22 protein-coding genes are annotated in these 22,847 nt (G+C 67.7%); 7 read left to right on the forward strand and 15 right to left on the reverse strand.

Translation table 11 applies throughout. From position 1 onward, the window contains the following. Window positions 1-3: 3 nt before the first annotated feature. From FCI23_RS35030 to FCI23_RS35055, 6 genes are all read left to right on the forward strand, one after another. Window positions 4-1,194, forward strand: coding sequence for a type III PLP-dependent enzyme domain-containing protein (locus FCI23_RS35030; RefSeq protein ID WP_136728205.1), 1,191 nt, complete (start codon window positions 4-6; stop codon window positions 1,192-1,194). Continuing rightward, entirely contained in the window at window positions 1,195-1,689 is a 495-nt protein-coding gene (locus tag FCI23_RS35035; RefSeq protein ID WP_136728206.1) for a GNAT family N-acetyltransferase, read from the forward strand. An 80-nt stretch (window positions 1,690-1,769) separates the two neighbouring features. Continuing rightward, on the forward strand, window positions 1,770-2,939 hold the full coding sequence (locus tag FCI23_RS35040) for an MFS transporter (RefSeq protein WP_136728207.1): 1,170 nt from the start codon (window positions 1,770-1,772) through the stop codon (window positions 2,937-2,939). A 486-nt stretch (window positions 2,940-3,425) separates the two neighbouring features. Further along, the gene (locus tag FCI23_RS35045; protein ID WP_136728208.1) at window positions 3,426-4,082 is read left to right on the forward strand and encodes an amidase domain-containing protein; all 657 of its coding nucleotides are present in this window, start codon (window positions 3,426-3,428) and stop codon (window positions 4,080-4,082) included. Window positions 4,083-4,119: 37 nt separating this feature from the next. Beyond that, window positions 4,120-4,770: a hypothetical protein gene (locus tag FCI23_RS35050; RefSeq protein ID WP_136728209.1), complete on the forward strand. Its 651-nt coding sequence runs from the start codon at window positions 4,120-4,122 to the stop codon at window positions 4,768-4,770. After that, complete coding sequence (locus tag FCI23_RS35055; RefSeq protein WP_136728210.1) at window positions 4,767-5,573, forward strand: hypothetical protein; 807 nt, start codon at window positions 4,767-4,769, stop codon at window positions 5,571-5,573. Before FCI23_RS35050 ends, FCI23_RS35055 begins: the two co-directional genes overlap by 4 nt. An 18-nt stretch (window positions 5,574-5,591) precedes the next feature. On the opposite strand, the gene FCI23_RS35060 is transcribed toward FCI23_RS35055, so the two are convergent. From FCI23_RS35060 to FCI23_RS35130, 15 genes are all read right to left on the reverse strand, one after another. After that, entirely contained in the window at window positions 5,592-5,972 is a 381-nt protein-coding gene (locus FCI23_RS35060) for a DUF4186 domain-containing protein (RefSeq protein ID WP_136728211.1), read from the reverse strand. Between the two features lie 49 nt (window positions 5,973-6,021). Next, on the reverse strand, window positions 6,022-7,173 hold the full coding sequence (locus FCI23_RS35065; protein ID WP_136728212.1) for a glutathione-independent formaldehyde dehydrogenase: 1,152 nt from the start codon (window positions 7,171-7,173) through the stop codon (window positions 6,022-6,024). 275 nt (window positions 7,174-7,448) lie between these two features. Next, complete coding sequence (locus tag FCI23_RS35070) at window positions 7,449-8,540, reverse strand: AI-2E family transporter (protein WP_136728213.1); 1,092 nt, start codon at window positions 8,538-8,540, stop codon at window positions 7,449-7,451. Between the two features lie 135 nt (window positions 8,541-8,675). Then, window positions 8,676-9,413 carry a YoaK family protein gene (locus FCI23_RS35075; protein ID WP_136728214.1) on the reverse strand — a complete coding sequence of 246 codons (738 nt, stop codon included), beginning with the start codon at window positions 9,411-9,413 and terminating at the stop codon, window positions 8,676-8,678. A gap of 22 nt (window positions 9,414-9,435) precedes the next feature. Further along, a complete protein-coding gene (locus FCI23_RS35080) occupies window positions 9,436-9,876 on the reverse strand; it encodes a cupin domain-containing protein (protein ID WP_136728215.1) in 441 nt (146 codons plus the stop codon). Continuing rightward, window positions 9,873-10,703, reverse strand: coding sequence for a cysteine hydrolase family protein (locus FCI23_RS35085; RefSeq protein ID WP_136728216.1), 831 nt, complete (start codon window positions 10,701-10,703; stop codon window positions 9,873-9,875). The genes FCI23_RS35080 and FCI23_RS35085 overlap by 4 nt, the downstream gene beginning before the upstream one ends. Next, a complete protein-coding gene (locus FCI23_RS35090) occupies window positions 10,700-12,286 on the reverse strand; it encodes an AtzH-like domain-containing protein (protein ID WP_136728217.1) in 1,587 nt (528 codons plus the stop codon). Before FCI23_RS35090 ends, FCI23_RS35085 begins: the two co-directional genes overlap by 4 nt. Beyond that, window positions 12,283-13,362, reverse strand: coding sequence for an acetamidase/formamidase family protein (locus FCI23_RS35095; protein ID WP_136728218.1), 1,080 nt, complete (start codon window positions 13,360-13,362; stop codon window positions 12,283-12,285). Before FCI23_RS35095 ends, FCI23_RS35090 begins: the two co-directional genes overlap by 4 nt. 62 nt (window positions 13,363-13,424) lie before the next feature. Then, window positions 13,425-14,837, reverse strand: a complete 1,413-nt coding sequence (locus FCI23_RS35100) for an amidohydrolase family protein (RefSeq protein WP_211265579.1) — start codon at window positions 14,835-14,837, stop codon at window positions 13,425-13,427. After that, window positions 14,834-15,634 (reverse strand): creatininase family protein, encoded by an 801-nt coding sequence (locus FCI23_RS35105; RefSeq protein ID WP_169317076.1) that lies wholly within the window; start codon window positions 15,632-15,634, stop codon window positions 14,834-14,836. Before FCI23_RS35105 ends, FCI23_RS35100 begins: the two co-directional genes overlap by 4 nt. A gap of 51 nt (window positions 15,635-15,685) precedes the next feature. Next, a complete protein-coding gene (locus tag FCI23_RS35110; RefSeq protein ID WP_136728219.1) occupies window positions 15,686-16,537 on the reverse strand; it encodes an ABC transporter permease in 852 nt (283 codons plus the stop codon). Further along, the gene (locus tag FCI23_RS35115; RefSeq protein WP_136728220.1) at window positions 16,534-17,331 is read right to left on the reverse strand and encodes an ABC transporter ATP-binding protein; all 798 of its coding nucleotides are present in this window, start codon (window positions 17,329-17,331) and stop codon (window positions 16,534-16,536) included. Before FCI23_RS35115 ends, FCI23_RS35110 begins: the two co-directional genes overlap by 4 nt. 29 nt (window positions 17,332-17,360) lie before the next feature. Next, window positions 17,361-18,431 (reverse strand): ABC transporter substrate-binding protein, encoded by a 1,071-nt coding sequence (locus FCI23_RS35120; protein ID WP_136728221.1) that lies wholly within the window; start codon window positions 18,429-18,431, stop codon window positions 17,361-17,363. Window positions 18,432-18,469: 38 nt separating this feature from the next. After that, a complete protein-coding gene (locus tag FCI23_RS35125; protein ID WP_136728222.1) occupies window positions 18,470-19,171 on the reverse strand; it encodes a FadR/GntR family transcriptional regulator in 702 nt (233 codons plus the stop codon). Between the two features lie 212 nt (window positions 19,172-19,383). Then, on the reverse strand, window positions 19,384-19,620 hold the full coding sequence (locus tag FCI23_RS35130; protein WP_211265580.1) for a hypothetical protein: 237 nt from the start codon (window positions 19,618-19,620) through the stop codon (window positions 19,384-19,386). Between the two features lie 466 nt (window positions 19,621-20,086). Here FCI23_RS35130 and FCI23_RS35135 point away from each other — a divergent pair, with 466 nt between their 5' ends. After that, window positions 20,087-22,786, forward strand: coding sequence for a bifunctional YncE family protein/alkaline phosphatase family protein (locus FCI23_RS35135; protein WP_136728223.1), 2,700 nt, complete (start codon window positions 20,087-20,089; stop codon window positions 22,784-22,786). Window positions 22,787-22,847 lie beyond the last annotated feature (61 nt).

The raw sequence follows: 22,847 nt of genomic DNA on the forward strand, positions 1-22,847 counted from the left end.
ATTATGGACGAGAATACGCATATGCGCGCCGCCCTGGCAGCCGCTTCCGAGGACCAGATCATCTTCGATCTCGCAGGAATTGAAGGACAATACGAATCGTTGATGCGGGAGCTGCCAGACATCTCCGTCCGATTTGCAATGAAATCCTGTCCGGTGGACGAGGTGCTTGCCAGTCTGGCGAAGAAGGGTGCCGGCTTCGACGCGGCAAGTCCCAACGAGATTGCGCAAGCGATCAGGACCGGCGTGCCGATCGGCAAGATACATTACGGCAACACCATCAAGTCCGACCAGAATATCATCGATGCACATCGTCTCGGCGTCAGGGACTTTGCGACCGACAGCCGGGAAGACGTGGCGGCGATCGCAGCCCATGCTGCCGGTGCTCGAGTGTTCTGCAGGCTGGCCACCACCGGGGACGGGGCACTCTGGGGTCTCAGCCAGAAATTCGGATGCTCCGGTACCGACGCGGTACTCGTTATGGAAGCAGCACGGGCAGCGGGCCTGAAACCGTCAGGCCTGTCCGTTCATGTCGGCTCCCAGCAAATGACAGCCGACGCCTGGCAAAATGCTTTCGAACGCCTTGCTGACGTGCTCGCGGCCCTGAACCAGCGAGGGATCTTTCTGGACCATATCAATCTCGGTGGTGGCCTGCCCGCCCTCGGTTATCTCGACAGGCGAAGCAGGCCCCTGGAACCTCCGATGGACAAGATATTCGCCGTGATCCGAGAAGGCATGCAGCAGCTCAGGGAGGTGTCGGGATCCCACCTGGACTTCATCATGGAGCCGGGCCGCTATCTGGTCGCCGACCACGGCGCAATCAGGGCACACGTGTCCCGGCTGTCCTCCAGGCAACAGCTGAACGATGAACGCCAGTACTGGCTGTACCTGAGCTGTGGAAAATTCAACGGCTTGTACGAGATGGACGAACTGCAATACAAGCTGGTGTTTCCTTCTCACCTTGACGCGGAATACGTCCCAGCTGTTGTCGCGGGCCCTACCTGCGACAGTGATGACGCCTACGCCTACGGGCACAATCTCGTTCAAGTGCCCAAGGCGGTGGCATCAGGAGATCCGGTCTGGATACTCTCCACCGGTGCCTACGCCACCAGCTACACGACCCAAGGGTTCAATGGTTTCAGTCCGCTTCCGTACACCTGGATACACGGCGACATATGCATGAAAGGTCTGGAGTAAATGGGCCACGACGTTCATATACGGCACGTCTCCGACGGCGACTGGAGCGGCATTGTAGCGCTGGAAGCCAGTGCGTACACCGACAGCGCGCTGTCGGAGGAACGAGCCGCACTGGAGTCCAGAGCTCACGCCTCGCCGGCCACGTGCTTTGTACTGGATTTTGAACAGCAGATAGCGGGCTACTTGCTGGCACTGCCCTACCCGATGTTCCAGTATCCGGATCTGAGCCGGATGGAGGAGACCATTTTTCACTCGCGTAACCTGCATCTGCACGATCTCGTCATCGGCGAGAGTTTTCGCGGCAGGGGGCTGGCAAAGCGTCTCCTGCACCACCTCACGGTAACGGCAGGATCAAAGATGTACGAACGGATATCCTTGATCGCCGTCGGAGGCAGTGAGACCTTCTGGTCGGCAAACGAATACAAAGCCCATCATGAGGTCGCGCTCCCGAGGAGCTACGGCGCAGACGCGGTGTACATGTCCAAGGCGGTGTAAGGATGCCGAACCAAGAAGTCGAAGCCGACCAACGACCCGCTGCACCGGTCACCGCCGGAAGACGAAGTAGGCTGATTCGCATGTTCCGCGTTCGCGATCCATTCCGTCGAGCGCAGTTGGCGATCGCGGCGCTGTTCTTCATTCTTGGGTTTCAGTACGGCACCTGGGCATCGCGGCTGCCCACGATCAAAACGCAACTTCACCTGACCACAGCGGAAATTGGCCTGTTGTTGATGGCCTGTGGTGCGGGCGCAGCAGCATCCTTTCCCCTCGTGGCGATCCTGACGAAGCGACTGGGCTCCCGGCGCCTCGCGCTTCTGTCGGCCCTCTGTCTGGGCCTGCTCCTGCCTGCGTTGGCTGCGGCGCCGGACTATCCCGTCGCTCTGGTGATCATTTGTTGCGACGGCATCGCCGTCGGGGCCTTGAATGTCGCCATGAACGCGCAAGGAGCCGCACTCGAAGTCACATACCAGCGAACGGCTATGGCTAAATTTCATGCGACGTTCAGCGGTGGATCATTGTGCGCCGCGCTCCTCGCGTCCGGCATGAACATATTGACCCCGTCCCTCGCGGCGCATTTTGGTGTAGCCATCGTCATCCTGTTGCTGCTGGTCGGATACGCCCAATCGGGATTGCTGACGGAGGACCACCAGCCGACGGAAGACCCCCGGCCTCTGAAGAAGAACCGTCGCAGGTTGACCGTACCGTCTCGCGTGACGATATGGATGGGTTGCGCGATGGTGTTCGGCACCGTGACCGAAGGCGCCATGAACGACTGGTCGGCGCTTTATATGAAGGACGTTGTCAACGCGGCATCAGAACTGGCCCCCATGGGCATCGCAGTCGTCTCGGTCATGATGGTGCTGGCTCGTATTTTCGCCGACGGCTGGCGCACCCTCTGGGGCGACGGACGTATTGTCCGGGTCGGTAGTGCGGTGGCCGGTGCGGGGCTGGCGCTTGCCCTGCTGGTTGGTGGCGTAGTGCCGGCGTTGCTCGGGTTCGCCTGCGTCGGGCTGGGCATTGCAGCCGTGACACCCTGCATTTATGTGGCCGCGGCAAGACAGGGCTCGGACGCATTGGCCCTGGTCGCCGCCATGGGTACAACAGGCTTGCTGGCCGGACCAGCGGTGATCGGCTTCATAGCGAGCGCCAGCAGCCTGGTCTGGGGCATGGGCGCCGTTGCCGCCTCGGCGATCCTCGTATCCCTGTGCACCACACAGATCCGTTGGCCGACCCTCGCCGACGCCTGATTCCCTCGGTCCTGGACGGTCCCCTCACGGCGTGCCGGGAATGGAGACGGCGTACCTCGCACTGCTCGACACGAGGAACGTCGCACCGGCGACCAGGCTGATGACGAGCATGCACGGGCCGAACACCCAGGCGCCAAGCCGCCGATGCCATCGCCGAGGCGCTCGGGATCCTGGGCCGGCCCGAGCAGGAAGCACTCGGCGCATTCCAGGCGCGACTGGACCAGTTCGCCCGCACCAGCTGGTACATCCGTGATCTGCTGGGCCCCGCTGAACGCGGCGAACGCTCCGAGCCGGAGCCTCCTCAGACCGCGAACTGGAGGGAGCGGCTCTGGCTGGGGAGTCTGGAGCGCCTGGAGGTGGTCTTCATAACCCGAAGGAGAGTGCTCCCCAAAACCGGCATTTTTGCTTCACAGTAGCGTCACGGTAGGCTCACAAAAAGCCATGTCAGGTGCATGATATTTGCCCTCGCGATGGGAGAGTTCCGCCTTGCCCGGTTCCAGGTCCAAGCGCCGCATCGCAGCCGCGCTCACCGCCGCACTCACGGCGTCAATGGTGTCCGCCACAGCGGCTCCTGCCCTGGCCTACTCGGGCAGCGGCGCCGCGAGTTACGCCGACCAGTACGCGCTGCACCCGAATACCCCGTCCTACCCGGTGTTCGGTGGGGACTGCACGAACTTCGTGTCCCAGGCCGCCCACTTGGGCGGCGGCTACCCCTTCCGGGGGGCTTACACCAACGGATCCAGCGACAAGGTCTGGTGGAGCAGCGGCAGCGGCCCCACCAGCAGCACCTTCAGCTGGAGCAACTCCTGGGCCGCAGCTGACGGATACTACCGCTTCCTGCTGGCCGACCAGCCCGGCGGCCACCCGGGGGGCACCGCTCCCGGATCGTCGACCGACTACTGGACGCCCGACAGCGAGGCCACCGGGGACGTGCTCTTCTACGACTGGGGCCAGGGCGAGGGCGTCAGCCACGCGGCGATGCAGGTCGGTTACGGGACCGAGCCGAGCAGCCCGGCGTGGAAGGGAAACTACGTGGATTATCACACCACGAACCGGTACCACGCCTTCTGGTCTCTCAAGCCGTACAACGCCAACTGGGCGACGACCACGATCTACTTCGTCCACATTGACGCCGCCAACTGACCCAGCCGTCAGCAACGCCCGCGAACCGGAGCCAGCAATGCCCCTCGTCAAGCACACCCGGTTGGTCACGACGCTGGTCAGCGTCCTGGCAGTCGCAACCGCCGGCGGCGCCATCGCCCTCAGCGGCGCCGGCAGCGCGTCCGGAAGCCAGCAGGGCGTCTCCAGCGCGGTCCTGGCCGACACCGCGCAGCTGTCCAGGGTCAGGAGTGCCTTCACCGCCGCCGTCCAGGCCACCCGTGCCGTCGAAGCTCCCCCCGCGTCCGCCCTCGGCCGCGTGTCGAGCCTCGCGACCGGCCAGGCCGCGCCCGCGATCGGCCCCTTGGTGCGCCGGCGGCAGCTGTCGGCCGGCTCGGCCACTCTCGCCGAGCACTTCACACCGGCTCAGGCCGGACACGAGGCAGTCGGCCTGCGCAACGCCGTGGCCGCCGAAGCGGACCCGAAGTTCCGCAATCTCGGCAGCGGAGCATCAAAGGTGGCCTTCACCCGGGTGGCTGTGTCCGGCTCGACCGCGACGGTCCAGGCCAGGGTCACCCTGTGGGCGAAGTTCCAGCAGCAGCTCGACGGCAAGTGGGTCACGGCCAATCCGGTCAACGTCATGGACTACACGGCCACGCTGGTGAAGGATTCCGCGGACCACTGGCTGGTCAGTTCCATGACGGGCGACTTCGCCGCGAACGAGGGGCCGTGAGGCCGCTGCGCATCGCAGCCGGTGGCCTGATTCCCGTCCTGGCCACCGGCTGCGCGTACACCGCTGCCACACCGAGCGCGCAGCAGCAGGTCATCGGTTTGGTCCACAGTGCCTACCAGCGGACGACGGCGCTGCCCGCCGTGACCGCTGCCGTCACCGAGACCGTCGAGTCCGGCACCATTGCCGTGGCGCAGGGCAAGGGCACGGTCACCTGGGAGTTCCCCCGGGAGATCGGAGAGACGCGGCTGACCGTGGACGGCCGGACCCCGGTCGTCGCCGTCCGGGTCAAGAACAGCTTCTATGAGGGCAAGACGCCGCAATCCCTGACCGGCACCGGGCAGGACCTGGGCCGGACGGGCGCGCGAGACCCCGGGACAATGCCGCAGATCCAGGCCCCCGGGCTCGACCCCTTCCAGCTGACGACTCTCCTGGACGCCACATCCTGGCCCGATTGCGTCGTGAACTCGAAGCCGGTCGTCACCTCCGATGCCGCCGGTCAGCACACCGAGTACCAACTCGGCATCGACACCGCCAGACTGGCCCCCCACGAAGCGGCAGCCGACCGCGCCTGGCTGACCGAGATGTCACATCAGGCGGGAGGGTCTGTCGTCGCCCTGGTCGCCACGCTCGTCCACGGCCGTATCAGCACGCTCTCGGCGCGGCTGCCCATACCCGGACCGCCGTCCGACGCCAAGACGGCCGCCGCAGCCGGTGCCCTCCCCACGCCCAAACCCGTCACGATCCTCGTAACCGAACAGTTCGCCTACACCAAGAGTCCGGATCCGATCGCTACACCATCCTGAAGGGTGGGGGTGGGTTGCCTATTCGCGGCCTTCTCCCGCTGTCGACTCGACTTCGCGCTCGATCCAGCGGCAGATCACGTCCACGACGTACGCCCGCTCCTCGCGGCTGAGTTCCCGGCCCTTGGGGATGTCGTGCCAGCGTTGCAGGCAGGTGCGGCAGCACGTGGCAGTCGCGTGCTGGGCGACGAAGACCGGATGGCCGCGATAGGGCGTCTGCTTGCCGTCCTTGTACGGCTCCGCCGGTGCCAGGCGCTTGGCGATGAGGTCGTACGCGTGCCACCGCATCGTTGACGGGCCACTGAGCTCCGCGGTCACCCGTTCGCGGCCACGCAGGTGGAACTTGGCGCGGAACGGGTGCCGGGCGATGGTGTCCAGTCGTTGGTCGAGCGAGTCGGGCATCGTGCCCCCAGCGGGAGACTACGCCGTGCCTCTCCGGTTGCCTCTCCGGTTACCGGGCGCCGTCAGGGTGCAGAACGACCTTCGTCCACCCGTCGTCGCGCCGGTCGAAGTGCTCGTAGCCATCGGGGGCCTGGTCCAGCGGCAACTCGTGGGAGACGATCCATGACGGCTTGGCCTTGCCCGTCTGGATGAGGTGCATCAGCTCGCGGTTGTAGGCCTTCACATTGCACTGCCCGTTGCCGATGCTCTGGCCCTTGAACCAGAACAGGCCGTAGTCGAAGGCGACCTCGCCCTCCTTGTAGAGCGGATCGGGGCTCTGCGGGTCCCGGGGCACGAAGACTCCCACGACACCGATGGAGCCGGTGAAGCGCACGCTCTTCACCAGGTTGTTCAGGGTCATGTTGGGGTGCTCGTGGCCCTGCGGATCGTGGGCCTGGTAGCCGACGCACTCGCACCCGCGGTCGGCACCCAGGCCGTCGGTCTGCTCCATGATCTGCTCGATCGGCGACGCCTTGGAGTCGTCGATGGGGATCGCGCCGATCTGTTCGGCGAGGGCGAGCCGGTCCGGATGGCGGTCGACGACGAAGATCTTGCTGGCGCTCTTGAGCGTGGCGGACAGGGCCGCCATCAGGCCGACCGGGCCGGCGCCGAAGATGACAACCGTCTCTCCCGGGCGCAGGTGGGCCAGCTCCGTGGCGTGCCAGCCGGTGGGGAAGATGTCCGAGAGCATCACGTAGTCCGTCTGCCGCTCGCGCGCTTCCGGCGGCAGGATGAGGCAGTTCACATCGCCCCAGGGGACGCGCAGCAGCTCGGCCTGACCTCCGTTGTAGGGCCCCATGTCGGCGAAGCCGTACGCCGCGCCGGCCATGCCCGGGTCGGGATTCGCGGTGAGGCAGAAGGCGGTGAGCCCCTTGTCGCAGTTCTCGCAGAAGCCGCAGGCGATGTTGAACGGCATGCACACCATGTCGCCGACCTTGACCCTGTCGACGGCTTCGCCGACGGCGATCACCTCGCCCATGTTCTCGTGGCCGAGAACCCGGCCGGTCTCCATGTCGGTACGGCCCTCGTACATGTGCAGGTCCGAGCCGCAGATGTTGGTCGTCGTGATTTTCACCAGCACATCGGTGGGCCGCTCGATGCGCGCGTCCGGGACGTCTTCGACGCTGACGGTCATCGGTCCTTCGTAGACCAGTGCTTTCACGTGGATCACCTCCGGGTGGAAACCCGATTCGGTCGGCACAGGACGCCAAGACGCTGAGGCAGACAGGGAGGAAGGCGCAAGGAGAGGAGCGCTGTGCACGCGAGAGCTGCACGCTCCGGGAACACTGTGTGCCCGGTCGCCTCAGGCGACCCGGGGCCCGCCCGGCGCCTGGTTGGCGGCCAATATCGGCGGGCCGTACCAACTCCAGCCTCCCACCCCGAAACGAGCTGTCAAATCGGGCCAACTCGGGCGTCGAGCGCCGCGTCAGTGCCCGGTCAGCGCCGGGCGATCCGGGGGAAGACAGCGTCGTCCAGGACGAGCCCGATGGCCACCGCGACGGGGATGGCGAGCAGAGCGCCGATAACGCCCTCCAGGGCGCCTCCGGCCAGCACCGCGAGGATGGTGACCAGGGGGTGGACCTCGATGGCGAACTTCATGGCACGGGGCATGATCAGATAGTCCTCGGCGAGCCGGAAGACGACGTAGAACACGGCGGTGGCGATCGCCACCGGCAGTGAGACCACCAGCGCCACCAGCGAGACCACGATGCCGCCGAGGGTGGACCCGACCAGGGGTATCAGATCCATCAGCGCGACGAACACCCCGAGCGCCGCAGGGTAGGGAACGCCCCAGACCTCCAGCCAGATGAACGTGGCGAGTCCCGCGATGACCGAGGTGGCGAGGTTGGCGAGCATGTAGCGGCCGGTGCGCAGCAGGATCTCGTCCACCAGGGCCTCGGCGTGTTCGCGCCGGCTGCCGGCCACGAAGCGCAGCCCGAAGCGCTTGAGGGTGGGCAGTCCGGCCAGGAAGTACATGGTCAGGGTGATGACCAGGAACAGGCCGGTGACGGTGGTGGCCACCAGCTGGCCCGCGCCCATCAGGCCGCCGGCCAGACTGCTGGTGTCGGTGCCCAGTTGCTTCTTGGCCTTTTCGGTGATCTTGTAGCGGTCCTCCAGCCTGCCCAGCAAGGACTGGTGGTCGTGGAGTTGCTGCAGCCAGGTCGGCACCTTGTGGACCAGGGCTGTGATCTCGTTGGTGACGGGTGCGATGAACAGCGTCGACAGGCCGCCCAGGAAAAGGAACAGTCCCACGATCACCGCGGCCACCGCCCAGGAGCGGCGCAGCCCCCTGCCGGTGAGCCAGCCCACGACCGGGTCCGCGCTGATCGCGATCACCAGGGAAAGCAGCACCAGCATCAAGGTGCTCTCCACGTGCTGGACGGCCAGCACCAGCCAGTACGCCGCCAGCGCCCCCAGGCCGGCCCGGAACCCGATGGAGAACCACGACCGTGACAGCCGACGGTCCGGGTCCGGACGGCGGGCGGCCACCGCGGGTACAGGGGCCGGGCTGGTCTCATCCGCACTCACCGGCGCACTCCTGGAGGTCTGAACGGGCTTCCTCGAAGCGCATGCGCGCTCACACACGCACCGTCTACCCCGCTCCGCGTGATTTAGAGGCCGCGCGAACAGAAGGGGCGGCGCGCGGACCCGGGTGGTACGTGGTCAGGTCCCCGGCCGGGCCCAGGCCGCATCGGCGGACGAGAGGCGGCGGGTGGTCACGGAGGTCACAACGAGCAGCAGCAGAGCCAGGCCCAGGGAGGCGGAGAGGTCGGCGTGCAGGACGAACTGAGCGCCGATGAGGGCGCCGAGGAACATGGCCAGTACGGACAGGACACGACGGCCGGGCCGTGGTGCCGTACCGCCGGCCGGGGTGGAGTCGGCGGCGAGTCCGGTCAGGGTGAGGGTCAGGACCGTTGTGGTCAGATCGGGGACGCCGAGACGCCGGGCGACCGCGTTCTGGAGTCCCATGCTCACTCCGAGGAGCACGATCAGGGTGTACTGGACGCCGGTGGTGACCCTTCCGTGAGTGACCGCGGCGGTGACCACGGCCACGGCGACCAGGATCGTCTGGGCGGCCGTGGCGACGGTGAGCAGATGCCCCCGGTGGGCCGCGAGCCGGATACCGAGACGGCCTCCGGCGAGCGCGCCGGCAAGGAAGGAGGCCAGCGAGACCACGGAGGCGAGGGCGGACAGGCCCTTGGCACCGGCCAGGGCGAAGCCGAGGAAGACCACGTTGCCGGTCATGTTGGCGACGAAGACATGCCCGAGCCCCAGGTAGCTCACCGCGTCGACCAGGCCCGTGACCACTGTCAGCGCCAGCATGAGCGGCGGCAGCGGACCATGCCGGTCCCCGCTGGGTGGCACGAGGGTCTGGCCGACGTCAGTCAGTAGTTTGCGCATACGGCATCCTTTACTACCGTGCTCAGTGCCCGCGCAGCACCGCCCGGTCGGCGTCGTCCCACCGGACCGGGGTACCGGCGCTGACGAGTGCCGCGAAGCCCCCCGGCATGGCGCCCCCGTCCTCGGTCATGATGGTGACGGTGTAGAGCCGCTCGGTGGCGGAGGTGTTCTCGATGCGGTGCACCGAACCGGGCGGCAGGACCAGTACGTCGCCGGGGCCGATCGGTACGGAGTGTTCGTCGCTGTGCGCGATGGCGTGGCCGGTGAGGACCACAAAGATCTCGGTGGAGTCGGGGTGGGAATTGTCGGGCTGAGCGCCGCCGGGTTCCCAGGCCTCGAAGAAGACGCTGGCCGGCGACCCGTCGGCGGGGCCGGCCAGGAGGGCGAGCCGGACGGTGTCGGCCGGAGAGATCAGGTGCGGTACGACCTGGTCGAGGTGGCGCAGGATCGGGGCGGTGCTCATACTGCGTTCTCCTTGTTCTCCTTGTTCCCCTTGGAGTCGCCGGCAGCGGTGGCCAGCGCGTCCAGCAGGTCGGGCGTGGACGCGGTGAAGCCGAAGCACTGGCGGGTGTTGTAGACGGTCGCGTCGTGGCAGTACGACGGCGAGGTGGTGGCCGAGGCGTCGGTGAGCATGACGACGTCGTAGCCGAGGCAGGCCGCGTCGATGAGGGTGGCGTACACACACTGATCGGAGTTGACCCCGGCGAAGATCAGCGTGTCCACCCGGAGATTGCGCAGGATGCTGTCCAGGGGGGTGTCCCAGAAGCCGCTCATGCGGTATTTGTCGACGTGGATGTCCTGCGGCTCGGCGACCAGACCGTCCACGAGCGCGGCGCCCCAGGCGTCCTTGGTGAGCACTCGTGAGCCGTTTCCGGCGGTGCGGGAGCCGATGCCCTCGCCGGTGCCCGCCGGGTCGTAGACATGGGCCACGCCCGGTGGCAGGTTGGCCTGGTCGGGTCGGTTGCCCCAGTTCAGCCAGATCACCGGTACGTCGGCGGCGCGGGCGGCCGACACCGCCTGCGCGCTCAGCCCGACCGCCGCTGCCAGCACCGATACATCGACGCCGATGCCGTGCAGCCAGCCGCCCGGGGCGCAGAAGTCGTTCTGCAGGTCCACCACGACCAGGGCGGTACGGGACGGATCGATGACAACCGTGGCGGGTTCGGCGCGCAGGGTCGCCGAACGGGACGCCAGTCGCGGCCGGTGCAGATCGATGTGCGGGCCGGGGAACTGCCAGCGGTTGCGGTGGCGCAGGGGTGCGTACCGGTCCTCGGGGCCCGGGTGCGTCATGGTGCGATCTCCAGTCCGGCGGCGAGGGTGAGCAGGCTGTGGTCGGCTCCCGGTGCGCCGAGCAGGCACAGGCCCGCCGGGCGGCCGTCGGCGGAGCGCAGCAGGGGCAGTGACAGCGCGGGTGCACCGGCGAGTCCGGCGAGGCAGGTCATCCGGAGCGTCGCCGCGCGCTCGGCCTCGATCTGTTCCCCCGACGCGCTGCGGGCCGGCGCCGGGCCGGAGGCCGAGGGGATGGCCAGGACGCTGCCCGAGAGCCATTCCCCGAGCTGCTCGCGCGCGGCGGCCGTCAACTCGCGTGCTGCCGCTGCCTGTTCTTCGCCGACCTCGGACGCCTGCGCGAAGCGGGCGGCCACATCGGCGCCGAGCGAGCCGGGATGTCCGGTGATCCATGAGCCGTGGGCCTGCCAGGCCTCCCACGCCTGTACGGTACGGAACGCGGCGAACCAGCGTTCCAGCAGATCACGCGGCAGCTCCACCACCTCGGCCGGTGGCAGCTGCCCGGATTCGGTCAGCCCCTGGACGGCGGCGGTGAAGGCGTCCCGTACGTCCGCCCTCGCGAGTGCCTCGACCTCCGGTAGGCGAACGGTGCGGCGCACCGCCACCGCCTCCGTGCCGGGGAGCAGGATCCCGGCGACGGCGGCGGATGTGCGCACGTCCCGGGTCAGCCAGCCGACGGTGTCGAAGGACCGGGCCAGCGGCAGCACACCGTCGGTGCCGATCGCGCCGTGCGTGGTACGCAGCCCGACCAGGCCCTGGTAGGACGCCGGGACCCGGATGGACCCTGCGGTGTCGGTGCCGAGCCCGGCCGCGGCCTGGCCGAGGGCCACCGCGCTGGCCGGCCCGCTGGTCGAGCCGCCGCTCACACAGCCGGGCGCGGCCGGGTTGGGCGGGGTTCCGTAGTGTGCGTTGGTGCCGGCCAGGCTGTAGGCGAACTCGTCGGTGCGCGCGATGCCCACGAGGTGCGCCCCGGCGTCCAGCAGCGCCGCGACCGCGGGCGCCGAGTCCCGCTGTGGCTGCTGCTCGGCCAGCCAGGCCGGGACACCGGCGCCGACGGCGTGCCCGGCGACCGCGAACAGATCCTTCACCGCGACGCCGATGCCCTCCAGCGGCCCCGGTGCCGTCGCGGCGGCCAGCGGATCGCCGACCACCCGCCAGAGCGTCGTATCAAAAGGCGCGATCCGTTTGGGCGCGACGGGCAGGCTCACATGTGCCGCGGCGACCACCCACCGGTCCCCGTCCAGCCGCCACAACTGCGTCTGCAGTCCGGTCGTGTCGCCGTCGCGGGTGCGCGCCATCAGCAGCGCGGCGTCATCGGCGATCACCTGGACGTGCAGCTGGACGACCGCGCGCGTGGGAATCCTGGCGCGCGCGGACCGGAAGCCCGCGATCGCCTCATGGCCGACGAGCAGCGCCTGCCCGTCACCCCGAATAGTGTGCGGGCCGCGCATGAACAGCTCGTCGAGAGTCGGCCGGTCGTTGCCCAGCAGGGCCTTGTCGTAGCGCCAGAACGCCTCCAGCAGGCCCGGCGGCGCGCCGACGGGTGCGATCACCTCGCACTCTTCGCTTTCCTCGTGCCCGCTCATCGCCATGCGTGTCCTTCCACCAGTGCGAAATCGGAAAGCCTGATCCGAGCGTGTACGCCCTTGACCACGTCGACCACCTGGGAGATGTCGAAGTCGGTCGCCGCGCTGAGATAGGCGTACGCCAGCTCGTGGTCCATTCCGAAGGATGCCTTCAGCAGTTGCAGCGCGTTGTGCGCGCACTTGGCGACCGCCTCGTCGAGGTCGGTGTCCAGGCCGGTCGGCACGAGATACTCCGGGGTCCGCGCCACCGGGCCGCGTGCGTCACCGAACAGCTCGGCGGCTCGCTGCCGGGGTACGACGTCGATCGTCAGCGTGGCGCGCAGCGGTGCCTCCAGCGCCGTCAGCGAGATCTCGCCGTCGCCCTGCGCGAGGTGCGGGTCGCCGATGTAGAAGCCGGCGCCGGGTACCTGGACCGGCAGATACAGGGTGCTGCCCGCACGCAGCACCGAGATGTCGAGGTTCCCGCCGTGTTCGCCGGGCGGGGTGGAGTGCAGCCTGCCGGGTCCGGGAGTGGCCACGCCCATCAGGCCGAGGAACGGCGCGATCGGGAAGCGCACCACGCGATGGGTGGAGCCGGCCGTGAGAGGCAGTGTCGCCTGCGCGGCGGAGGCGCCGTCGACGGCGTCGAGCACCGAGCAGAAGATGCTGGTCAGCTTTCCGCCGGCGGGGAATCGGCTGGGCAGCAGCCCTTTGCCGTGCCGGCTGGAGATCACTCCGTAGGCGGTACGCGGGATGAGCTCGTCCACCCGTACGGCGAGATAGTCACCGGCCGCAGCGCCGCGGACCTCGATCGGCCCGGTGACGATGTGCGGCCCGTCGGCCGGGGTGTGGGCGCCGCCGGAGGCGATCGCGATGGCGTCGGCCAGGACGTCTTCGCCGGGGACGCCGTGTCTGCCGAAGAAGGCGACCGGGTCGCGGCCCTGGTCCTCCAGGATGCCTTCGTGGCTGACGGTGTCGATGGAGATCTGCTCGCCCGGGTCGACGGTGAGTACGGGTGCGTCTTCGGCGCAGGGCAGCCGGCCCCACAGTGTCGTCGACACCGAAGCACCGAGGTGCCGGCGTGCCGCGGTTGTCATCGTTCCTCCAGTTACGTTCAGCTTTGAATTGCCCCGATGCGCTTTCAGCGACGGGCGCGGACTCACCACCCCGTGGCGACCGGCGGCGGCAGTCCCCGGTCGCTCGCCGCCCGGACGAGCCGGGAACGCAGTTCCCGGCCGGCCTCGTCGGCCCGCGGGTGCAGTGACCGCCCTTCCTCGCTGACCAGAGCTCCGCCGAGGTAGACCTGTTTGAGATTGCGCAGTCCGCAGGCCATGACGTAGCAGGCGTACTCGTCCCACATCGGCCCGGTGTCGGGCCGGGCCGGGTCGACGACCAGGAAGTCGGCCAGCTTGCCCGTCTCCAGGCTGCCGACGCGGTCGGCGACGGCCAGCACCTCGGCCGAACCGAGGGTGTGCATCCGCAGCACCTCCCGGGGCATCAGCACCTCCGCCCGGGAGTACCGGGCCCGGATCGCGTACATGCCGATGCGCATGTTCTGGAAGGGATCGGAGATGTCCGTGCAGGACTGGTCGTCCAGCCCCATTCCGATGGGGATCCCCCGGTCGCGGTAGCGGACGATGTCGGCGAGGCCCGAGCCGAGCCGGCCGTTGGAGGTGGGCTGCCAGACCACCGCGCTGCCGGTGGCGGCGACGGCGTCGATCATCGCGTCGGTGGGGTGGACGAAGTGGCCGAACAGCATGCCCGGACCGAGCGCTCCGGCCTCGGCGTACCAGTCGAATTTCGCCTGCTGAGCGGCGAGGTTTTCGGCGGTCTCCACGAAGTGCGCCTGGTTGACGACCCCGAACAGCTCCATGGCCCGGGATTCCAGGACGGCGGTGTCGGGCGAGCCGGACCACTGCACCGCGCCGTACACCGAGATGCCCAGCTGGGCGTCGTCCGGCATGCGGTCCCGGACGTCGGCGGACATCAGGCCGAAGTTGTCCAGCGCCGCCTGCGGTCCGAAGACCTCGTCGTCGAGCCGGATGGCGGTGTACACCCGCAGGCCGGAGTCGGCCGCCGCGTCGAACTGCCGGGTGAGGAAGTCCTCGGAGTGGATCCGGGCGGGCTCGTCGCGGCCTGTGACCTGGTCGTACATCCACAACACCCGGTTCTGGGCGAAGTTGTACGCGGAGGTGATGCCGTTGCCGATGAAGTCCAGGCAGCCGTGCAGGGCGAGCCAGTACATGTCCTCTGCGCCGACGCCGAGCAGGAGATCGTTGTTGGCCCGCACCCAGGGGTAGAGCGTCTCGGCCGTCGCCAGGCCGCGCAGGCCGGAGGTGTGCAGATGGCTGTGGGCGGAGACGAACCCGGGCGCGATGATCTTTCCGGTGGCGTCCAGGACCGTGCCCTCGCGGGACGGCGGCTCGCCGGGGCCGATGCCGGTGATCCGGCCGTCGGCGCCGACCGTCATCCAGCCGGTGAACGGGTCCTGGCCGTCGGCCATGGTGAGGAAGAGTCCGCCGGTCACGGTCAGGGCCGTCCGGGTCGGGTCGATACCGGGCAGCGCGCTCACCGTGCGGCTCCGTCCGGAGCCGGGAAGGAGAAGGCCTGGACCTCCAGCAGCGCCTCGGCCAGCAGCTCCGTCCAGTGCAGGGCGATCCGCTTGCCGGTCTCCGCGCCGGCCCCGGCCGGGTCGCCGACGACGCCCGAGGCCGAGATGTCGTCGATCAGCCATGCGGTGGGCACCACGCCCTCCAGGGTGAGATGCCGCTGCGCGCGGTACAGCTCGCCGGCCCGCAGACCGTCGGCGACGGCCCTGTCCAGCCGTACGAGTTCCGGCGCCAAGGCCAGCATCAGCGACGTCTCGACGAAACCGGCGTGGATGCCGAACGGGTCCGGGTCCTCGACGCCGTCGGGCAGCGGGAACCGCGACGGCATGACGGAGAACACTTCCAGGCCGAAGTGGTAGCGGATGTCGCGGGCGACCACGTCCAGCAGACTCGGCTGGCCGCCGTGCCCGTTGACGAAGACAAGCTTGCGCACACCGCTCCTGGCCAGCGATTCACCGAGGTCCAGGCACACCGCCTGGAGGGTCGCCGTCGACATCGCGATCGTGCCGGCCCGGCCGAGGTGTTCGGTGGACTTCCCGTAGTGCAGGGTCGGCAGGACCCACATGTTGGAGTCGGCGCCGAGCCTCTCCACCGCTGTACGGGCGATGACCCTGGCGGTCAGCGCGTCGGTGACCAGCGGCAGATGCGGGCCGTGCTGTTCCACCGCGCCGATCGGCTGGATCACCACGGCGCTGTCCTTGGCGAGGCCCTGGACGTCCTCGGTGGTCAGCTCGGCCCACAGATATTGGTGCGTGCTCACGAGGGTGGCTCCTTGTTGTTTAGAGGCCGCACGAATAGGTGGGGCGGCCTCTTATTCGTCGGTCGGCAACGCGGACTCGTGCCACTTGCCGAGCAGGTACCTCTCGACCAGGACGACGACCGCGAACAGCAGCAGCGACACAACGCTGGCTCCGATGACCGCCAGGAAAAGCTGGGGGGTACGCAGCTGCACCGCGCTCTCGGTGATCACATAGCCCAGGCCGCCCGAGCCGCCCCCGACGCCCGCGACGAACTCACCGACGATCGCGCCGATCACCGAGGCGCCGGCGGCCACCCGCAGCCCGGTCAGGATCGCCGGCAGCGCCCCGGGCAGCCGCAGGAACATCAGTTGCACCCTGGGCGGCGCTCCGGCCATCGTGTAGAGCTGCACCAGGTTGCGGTCGATGGACTTCAGTCCCTGCAGGGTGTTGGCCGCAACCGGGAACAGCGCGATCATGGCCGCCACGAGGGTGTTCGTCGCTATCCCCGCGCCGAGCCAGACCACGAACAGCGGCGCCACAGCCACGATCGGGATCGTCTGCAGCAGGATCAGATAGGGGTAGAGGCTGCGTTCCATCAGCCGCCAGCGCGCCATCAACAACGCGCTGAGCACACCGACGACGGCCGCGATCACAAAGCCCAGAACAGACTCGCGCAGCGTCACCCAGGTCGGTTCACCGAGTGTGCCGAACTCATCGGTGATCGTGCTCGCCATCGTCGCCGGCGAGGGCAGCATGTACCCGGGAATGCCGAAGACGACGATCACCAGTTGCCACAGGCCGATTCCCACCACGAAAGCGCCGACGGGCGGCAGTACGGTCTTCACCGCCAGCGACCGCCAACGCCGTGCCGGCAGCTGTGCCGGGGCCACCGCCGGCCGTTCCGGTGCGTCCACTGCCGTCATATCCCGGCACCTCCCAGCATCGTCGAGATCTCGGTGCGCAGCTCCCGCAGCGCGTTGTCGTCCCGCTCGGTCTTCGGGTCGGACGTGGGCGGGCTCGGCGATCGGAAGATCTGCTTCACATGGCCCGGTCCTGTCCCCATCACCGCGATCTGGTGCCCGAGCCGGACCGCCTCGGGGATGGAGTGCGTGACGAACATGACGGTGACCTGACGGGTGCGCCACAGATTGATCAGCTCGGCGCCCATCTTTTCCCGGTTGAATTCGTCCAGCGCCGCGAACGGCTCGTCCATCAGCATCAGTTCCGGCTCGCTGGTGAGCGCCCGCGCCAGCGACGCGCGCATCTTCATGCCCCCGGACAGCTCGCGGGGATAGGCCTTCTCGAACCCCCGCAGGCCCACCAGGTCGATCGCGTCCTGTGCCCGTTCCCGGCGCTCCGGCCGGGGCACCTTCTGCAGCTTCGCGACCAGCTCGACATTGGCCCGGACCGAACGCCAGGCCAGCAGCGTCGGGTCCTGGAACACATACGACATCCGCTCGGTGCGCCGGGTCATGACGCCGTTCGTCGGTGCGGTCAGGCCGGCCGCCATCCGCAGCAGCGTCGACTTGCCGCAGCCGGACGGGCCGACCAGAACGGTGATCTCCGCCCGTGGCAGCCGCAGACCGATCGGGTCCAGCGCCCGGAAGCCGCTGTTGTAGACCTTGTCCGCGCCTTCGAACGAGACCAGCGGATCGAGACCGGCCGCCTGGTTCTCAACCTGGTTCTCAACCTGGTTCTCATCAGGGGCTGTACTCATGTGTGTGCTCCTCCCGGGCGCTCGCGGAGTCAGTAGGAACCGGCCGGCGCCGCGGGCAGGGCCGTGGGCGCGGCGACCTTGGGCAGCAGCGAGGAGTCGTAGAGATCCGTCACCTTCGGGGTGCTCTTGAGCTGGCCGAGCTGCTTCATCTGGTCGACGAAGGTCGTCCAGCGCTTCTGCGTCATGGCGCCGAGCTGCTGCTTGCCCTCGTCGGCGACCACGTACTTGCGCTGCTTGTCCCAGGCGTACCAGGCGCTCTGCGAGGTCAGCTGGTTGTCCGCCTTGAGGATGGCGGCGTTGGCCGTCTTGGCAACCGACAGATCGCCCATGTAGTCGTGCCAGCCCTGCATGCTCGCCGCGAGGAAGTCGGTCAGCTCCTTGCGGTGGCTCTTCAGATAGGACTCGGAGGTGAAGAAGACGTCGTTGTACGGGTTGAACCCGGAGGACGAGAACGGAACGAAGTTGACCTTCGCCCCGGCCTTCTCGGCCTGGTACGCCTCATTCGTCGGCCAGCCCTGCTGGACCAGGCTGTCCTGCTTCAGGAAGTTGGCGATCGAGCCCTGGTACGACTGGGTCGTGAAGCTGATGCCGGTCTTCTTCTTGACCCACGCCGGGCCGAGCTGGCCGGTCTGCACCATCCAGGTCTTGCCGCCCATGCCGGCGAAGGAGGTGATTCCGGTGCTGGCGTGCACCATCACGCCCACCGGGTTGTCCTGGTAGAGAGCGCCGATCGCGACGATCGGAATGCCCTGCTCGCGCGCCTGGATGATGCCGGCCGCGTCGGTGAAGCCGACCTGGGCACGGCCCGCCGCGACGAGCTGGGTGGCCGAAACCTGGGGGCCGCCGGGCTGCAGGGTGACGTCGAGGTTCTTGGTCTTGTACAACCCTTCCGACTTCGCCGCGAGGAAGCCGCCGCCCTCGGGATCGGCGTACCAGGGAAGAACGATCTTGAACGCCTTCGCTCCTCCCCCGGAGGACGAGGAGGAGGACGCCGAGGACGACGTGCCGCCGCACGCCGACACCGCGACCAGGGCCAGCGCCGCGGCACTGGTGAGCGCCGCCGTGCGAAGCAGGCGCACGCTTCTCAACTGGGATTTCATGGGTTGCTCATTTCGCGGAAGTGCCTGGTGGAGCCGGTTCAGAACGAGGGGTAGCTGCCCCTCGTGAGATTCGCGACGTCTGCGAGGTGCGCCAGCATCGCGTCTCGTGCCGCGGCGCCATTGCCGCTCCGTACTGCGGTGAAAATCAACTGGTGCCCGTGGTGTGAGGACCGGCGGGCCTCGGCGGTCTCGTGCGAGAAGGAACGCACCGATTCCGTCCAGCTGTTGGCCAGGGAGTTGAGGGCCACCATCAACGGGTTCTGCGACGCCTGGGCCAGCAGCATGTGAAAGCTGATGTCGGCTTTCAGCGACTCCTCCTGCGACAGGTCGCGGCCGCTTTTCTCCAGCATCTGCTCAAGGGCGTACAGGGTCGCCCGCGTCGCGCGTTCGGCGGCCAGCTGCGCGAACTTCGGCTCGATCGTCTCGCGCAGCTCCGCGACATCGCGCAGCGTCCGCTCGGACTCCGACACCTCCCCGTACAGCGCCTGTGCGTGAGACGGCACCTCCAGCACGATGGTGCCCCGCCCCGGCCTGCGCTCGATCACCCTCTTGGCTTCCAGCTCATGCATCGCCTCACGCAGCGACACTCGCGAGACCTTCAGCACCTGGGCCAGCTCCCGCTCCGGCGGAAGCTTGGTGCCCGGCTCCAGAGAGCCGCTGCTGATCAGGGTCTCGATGTGAGCGACGATCTCGGTGCTCACACTCAGCGACCGACGCACGAACGCGTCGAACCCGTCCAATGACCCTCCTACCGTGATGCCCCTCCGGCCAGTTGGTCTGACCAACTGATGAACTGAACCGTAAGGACGATCCGACGCGAAGAAAAGCCCGCCAATCACATGGAAACCAGACGTTTACGCAGGTCGCATGGATGTAACACGAATGGCCCGGTCGGCCGCGAGCGCCTTGATCATCCCGATTTGTGAGAAGGCGCGGCGCCGACCGGTTCGTGTTACTTGGGGCCGGAGGCGCAGAACTGCTGGTCGATCAGGGCGTTCTTCGCCACCTCGGTGGCGCCGTTGGCGTCGCCGTCACCGGTCGCCTCCAGCACGACGACCCGACGGCCGTCGGCGCTGGTACCGTCCCGGGTGCTGTAGCCGGCAAGGTCACCCGCGTGACTGCAGCAGCCCCCGCCGCACGACAGCGGAATCCACATCAGGCCCAGGCCGTAGCGCGCACCGGGCCACACGGGGTCCGTCCCGATGGGGTGCTCACACCCGTGTGCGGGGTGAGGCCGGCTACACCATGGGAATGCAAAACTTCACCATCCATCACACCGTAGGTATTCATGGGCGTTACGGGTGTTCGTTGAGATCCGTTCTCCTCGCGTGGGCCTCTCTTGAGATGGTGTGATTCCGGGCATACCTGAACATAACAGGAAAGTTCCCGCAGGTAAGTTACCCGGCAGTTAAGTCAAATAAGCTTAGGCTGGGCTAATTTTGGCACTCTTCGTCTCGTCTACTGAGATTTCACGCCGATTTTCCATAAAATCCCATCTCAAAGAAGATACAAAGGCTCCGTTTAGCTGCCTATCAGCTATTCATGCTGCGTACGGATACTCGTCGACATCCGGTCTTCGCATTGCACCTAGATTCTTCCTCGCCGCGCCGCACCAACTTCGTGATCGGTCGTCGGCTCCGACGGAGGACACATACATGCGTAGCCCGAGAAAAGCCAAGCGGACACTGGTCGCAACAGCCACGATCGCCCTGGTGGCAACCGCTGCGGGTGTCACCTACGCCGAGGGGGACTTCGGTAACACCCCGCTCGGTCACAAGGTCGTCGGCAAGCAGGCCGACGGTTCGTATCTGACGCACAACAACCAGTTCGTCACGCCCGCCGGCAACGTCACCAAGGAGAACGGCCGCCCGTTCGGGCTGGCCCTGAACCCCGACGGCAAGACGGCCGCCAGTCTCAACACCGGCGGTGCCACCACCGGCAACGTCACCGTCTTCGACCTCGTCAGCCACAAGGTGCTGCAGCAGGTGGGCAGCGGCCGGATCTCCGACGGGGGCATCGTCTACTCCCCCGACGGCAAGCACTTGTGGGCCGCACAACCCTCCGATCTGGTGCGCTATGACGTCGCCTCGGACGGGACCCTGTCCAACCCGGTCGTCGTCAAACTGCCGGGCGCGAACGGCCGCCAAGCCGTGCCGGCCGGCCTCGCCTTCGCGACGAACGGCACCGACCTGCTCGTCACGCTGAGCGGCAACAACACCCTGGGCGTGGTTGACACCGCCACCAACACCGTCACGAAGCAGATCCCGGTCGGCAACGCGCCGAACAGCGTCGTGGTGATCGACGGCAAGGCGTACGTGAGCAACCAGGGCGGCCGCCCGGCGCTGCCGGGTGACCGGACGGACGACTCGTACGGCACACCCATCGTCACCAACAACAACAGCGCCGTTCCCTCCACCGGCACCGTCTCCGAGGTCGACCTGACCGGCGGTCAGCAGATCAAGACGTTCAAGGTCGGCCTGGAGCCCAGCGCGTTGCTCGCGGTGGGCAAGAACCTGGTCGTCACGAACACCGACGACGACACCGTGTCGACCATCGACACCGTCAAGCAGCAGCTCGGCCGCACCTTCGCCGCCAACCCGGCGCCCGGCGCGCCCTACGGCGCCCAGCCCAACGGGCTGACGATGCTCGACTCCACACACCTGGCAGTCAGTCTGGGCCGGGACAACGCGGTGGCCGTCTACCAGTACAAGGACGCGTACACGCAGCCCAGCTTCGACGGTCTGATCCCGACCGGCTCGTTCCCCACCGGCTTGATCAAGGACACCCAGCTGAACCAGCTGGTCGTGGCGAGCGAGCAGGGCCTCGGCTCGGTCGGGGCGAACGGCACGGTCAACGAGGGCACCGGGACCACCGCCGCCACTTCGCACTTGGGCTACAACTTCGTCGGCACCGTGCAGACGGTCGCGGCCCCGACGGCGAAGCAGATGCAGAAGTACACCCAGCAGGTGTTCAAGAACAACCAGTGGAACGGCCTCCAGCAGCGCAACCAGGCCGGCAGCGGCAAGGCCGCGCCGGTGGCGGTCCCGCTGCATGTCGGCGACCCGTCGAAGATCAAGCACGTGTTCCTGATCGTCAAGGAGAACCGCACCTACGACCAGGTGCTCGGCGACGACCCGCGCGGCAACGGTGACCCGAGCCTGACGCAGTTCGGCAAGACGGTCACGCCGAACACCCACGCGCTGGCCGCGACAGGCCCGCTGATCGACAACCTGTACTCGGACGGCACCAACTCCGCCGAGGGCCACCACTGGCTGGACCAGGCGTTCGTCAACAACTACATGCAGCAGATGTACGGCAACTACACCCGGTCCTACCAGACCGGCGACCCGCTGAGCAACACGAAGTCCGGGTGGATCTGGGACGACGCGCTGGCCCACGGCAAGTCGGTCACCAACTGGGGCGAGCAGATCGACAGCTATGTCGACTCAAGCGGCAAGGGCACAGCCGCCGGCAGCTGGCCGAAGTGGTACCAGGACTCGCAGGTGATGGAGGGCAAGGCCTCCGGCCCGCTGAACTACCCGCTCGGGTCCTACCAGCCGAAGACGGACATCCCGTCGCTGGCGAAGATCACGCAGCCGAACTTCCCGAACTTCGACCTGAACATTCCCGACCAGTACCGGGCGGATCTGTTCCAGCCGACCTTCGCGAAGTACGAGAAGAACGGCAACCTGCCGGCGCTCAACATGATGTGGCTGATGAACGACCACACCGAGGGCACCGCGCCGGGCGCCATCACGCCGGCCGCGCACGTCGCCGACAACGACCTCGCGCTCGGCCGCATCGTGGACACGATCTCGCACAGCAAGGACTGGAAGAGCACCGCGGTCTTCGTCCTCGAGGACGACTCGCAGAACGGTGTCGACCACGTCGACGGGCACCGCAACCCGACCCTGGTGGTCAGCCCGTACGCCGCGCACGGCAAGGTGGTTCACACCTACTACAGCCAGCTGAACGTCATGCGGACCATCGAGCAGATCCTCGGTCTGCCGCCGATGAACCAGCAGGACATGGCGGCAGAGCCGATGTACGACACGTTCACCAACAAGCCGAACTACACGCCGTACACCTACCTGCCCAACCAGATCCCGCTCACCACGACGAACCCACAGCCCGCGCAGACCACCAACGCGACGGCCGCGGCCTGGGCGACGTGGTCGGCCAAGCAGAACTTCAAGTCCGAGGACATGGTGAACATGGCCCAGGAGAACCGGGACATCTGGTACTCCTCCAGCAACTTCACCAAGCCCTACCCGGGCGACTCCAAGGTTCTGCTGCCCAACCAGGTACCCGGCGCGGGCCCCGCCCCGACCACCCCTGACAACAGCGACGGCTGACCACCGTCGCGGAAAATGCGGGGCCGGCCCGGTAAGGGCCGGCCCCGCACGTTTTTGGTGC

The organism is Actinacidiphila oryziradicis (assembly GCF_005047355.1).
GTDB lineage: Bacteria > Actinomycetota > Actinomycetes > Streptomycetales > Streptomycetaceae > Actinacidiphila > Actinacidiphila oryziradicis.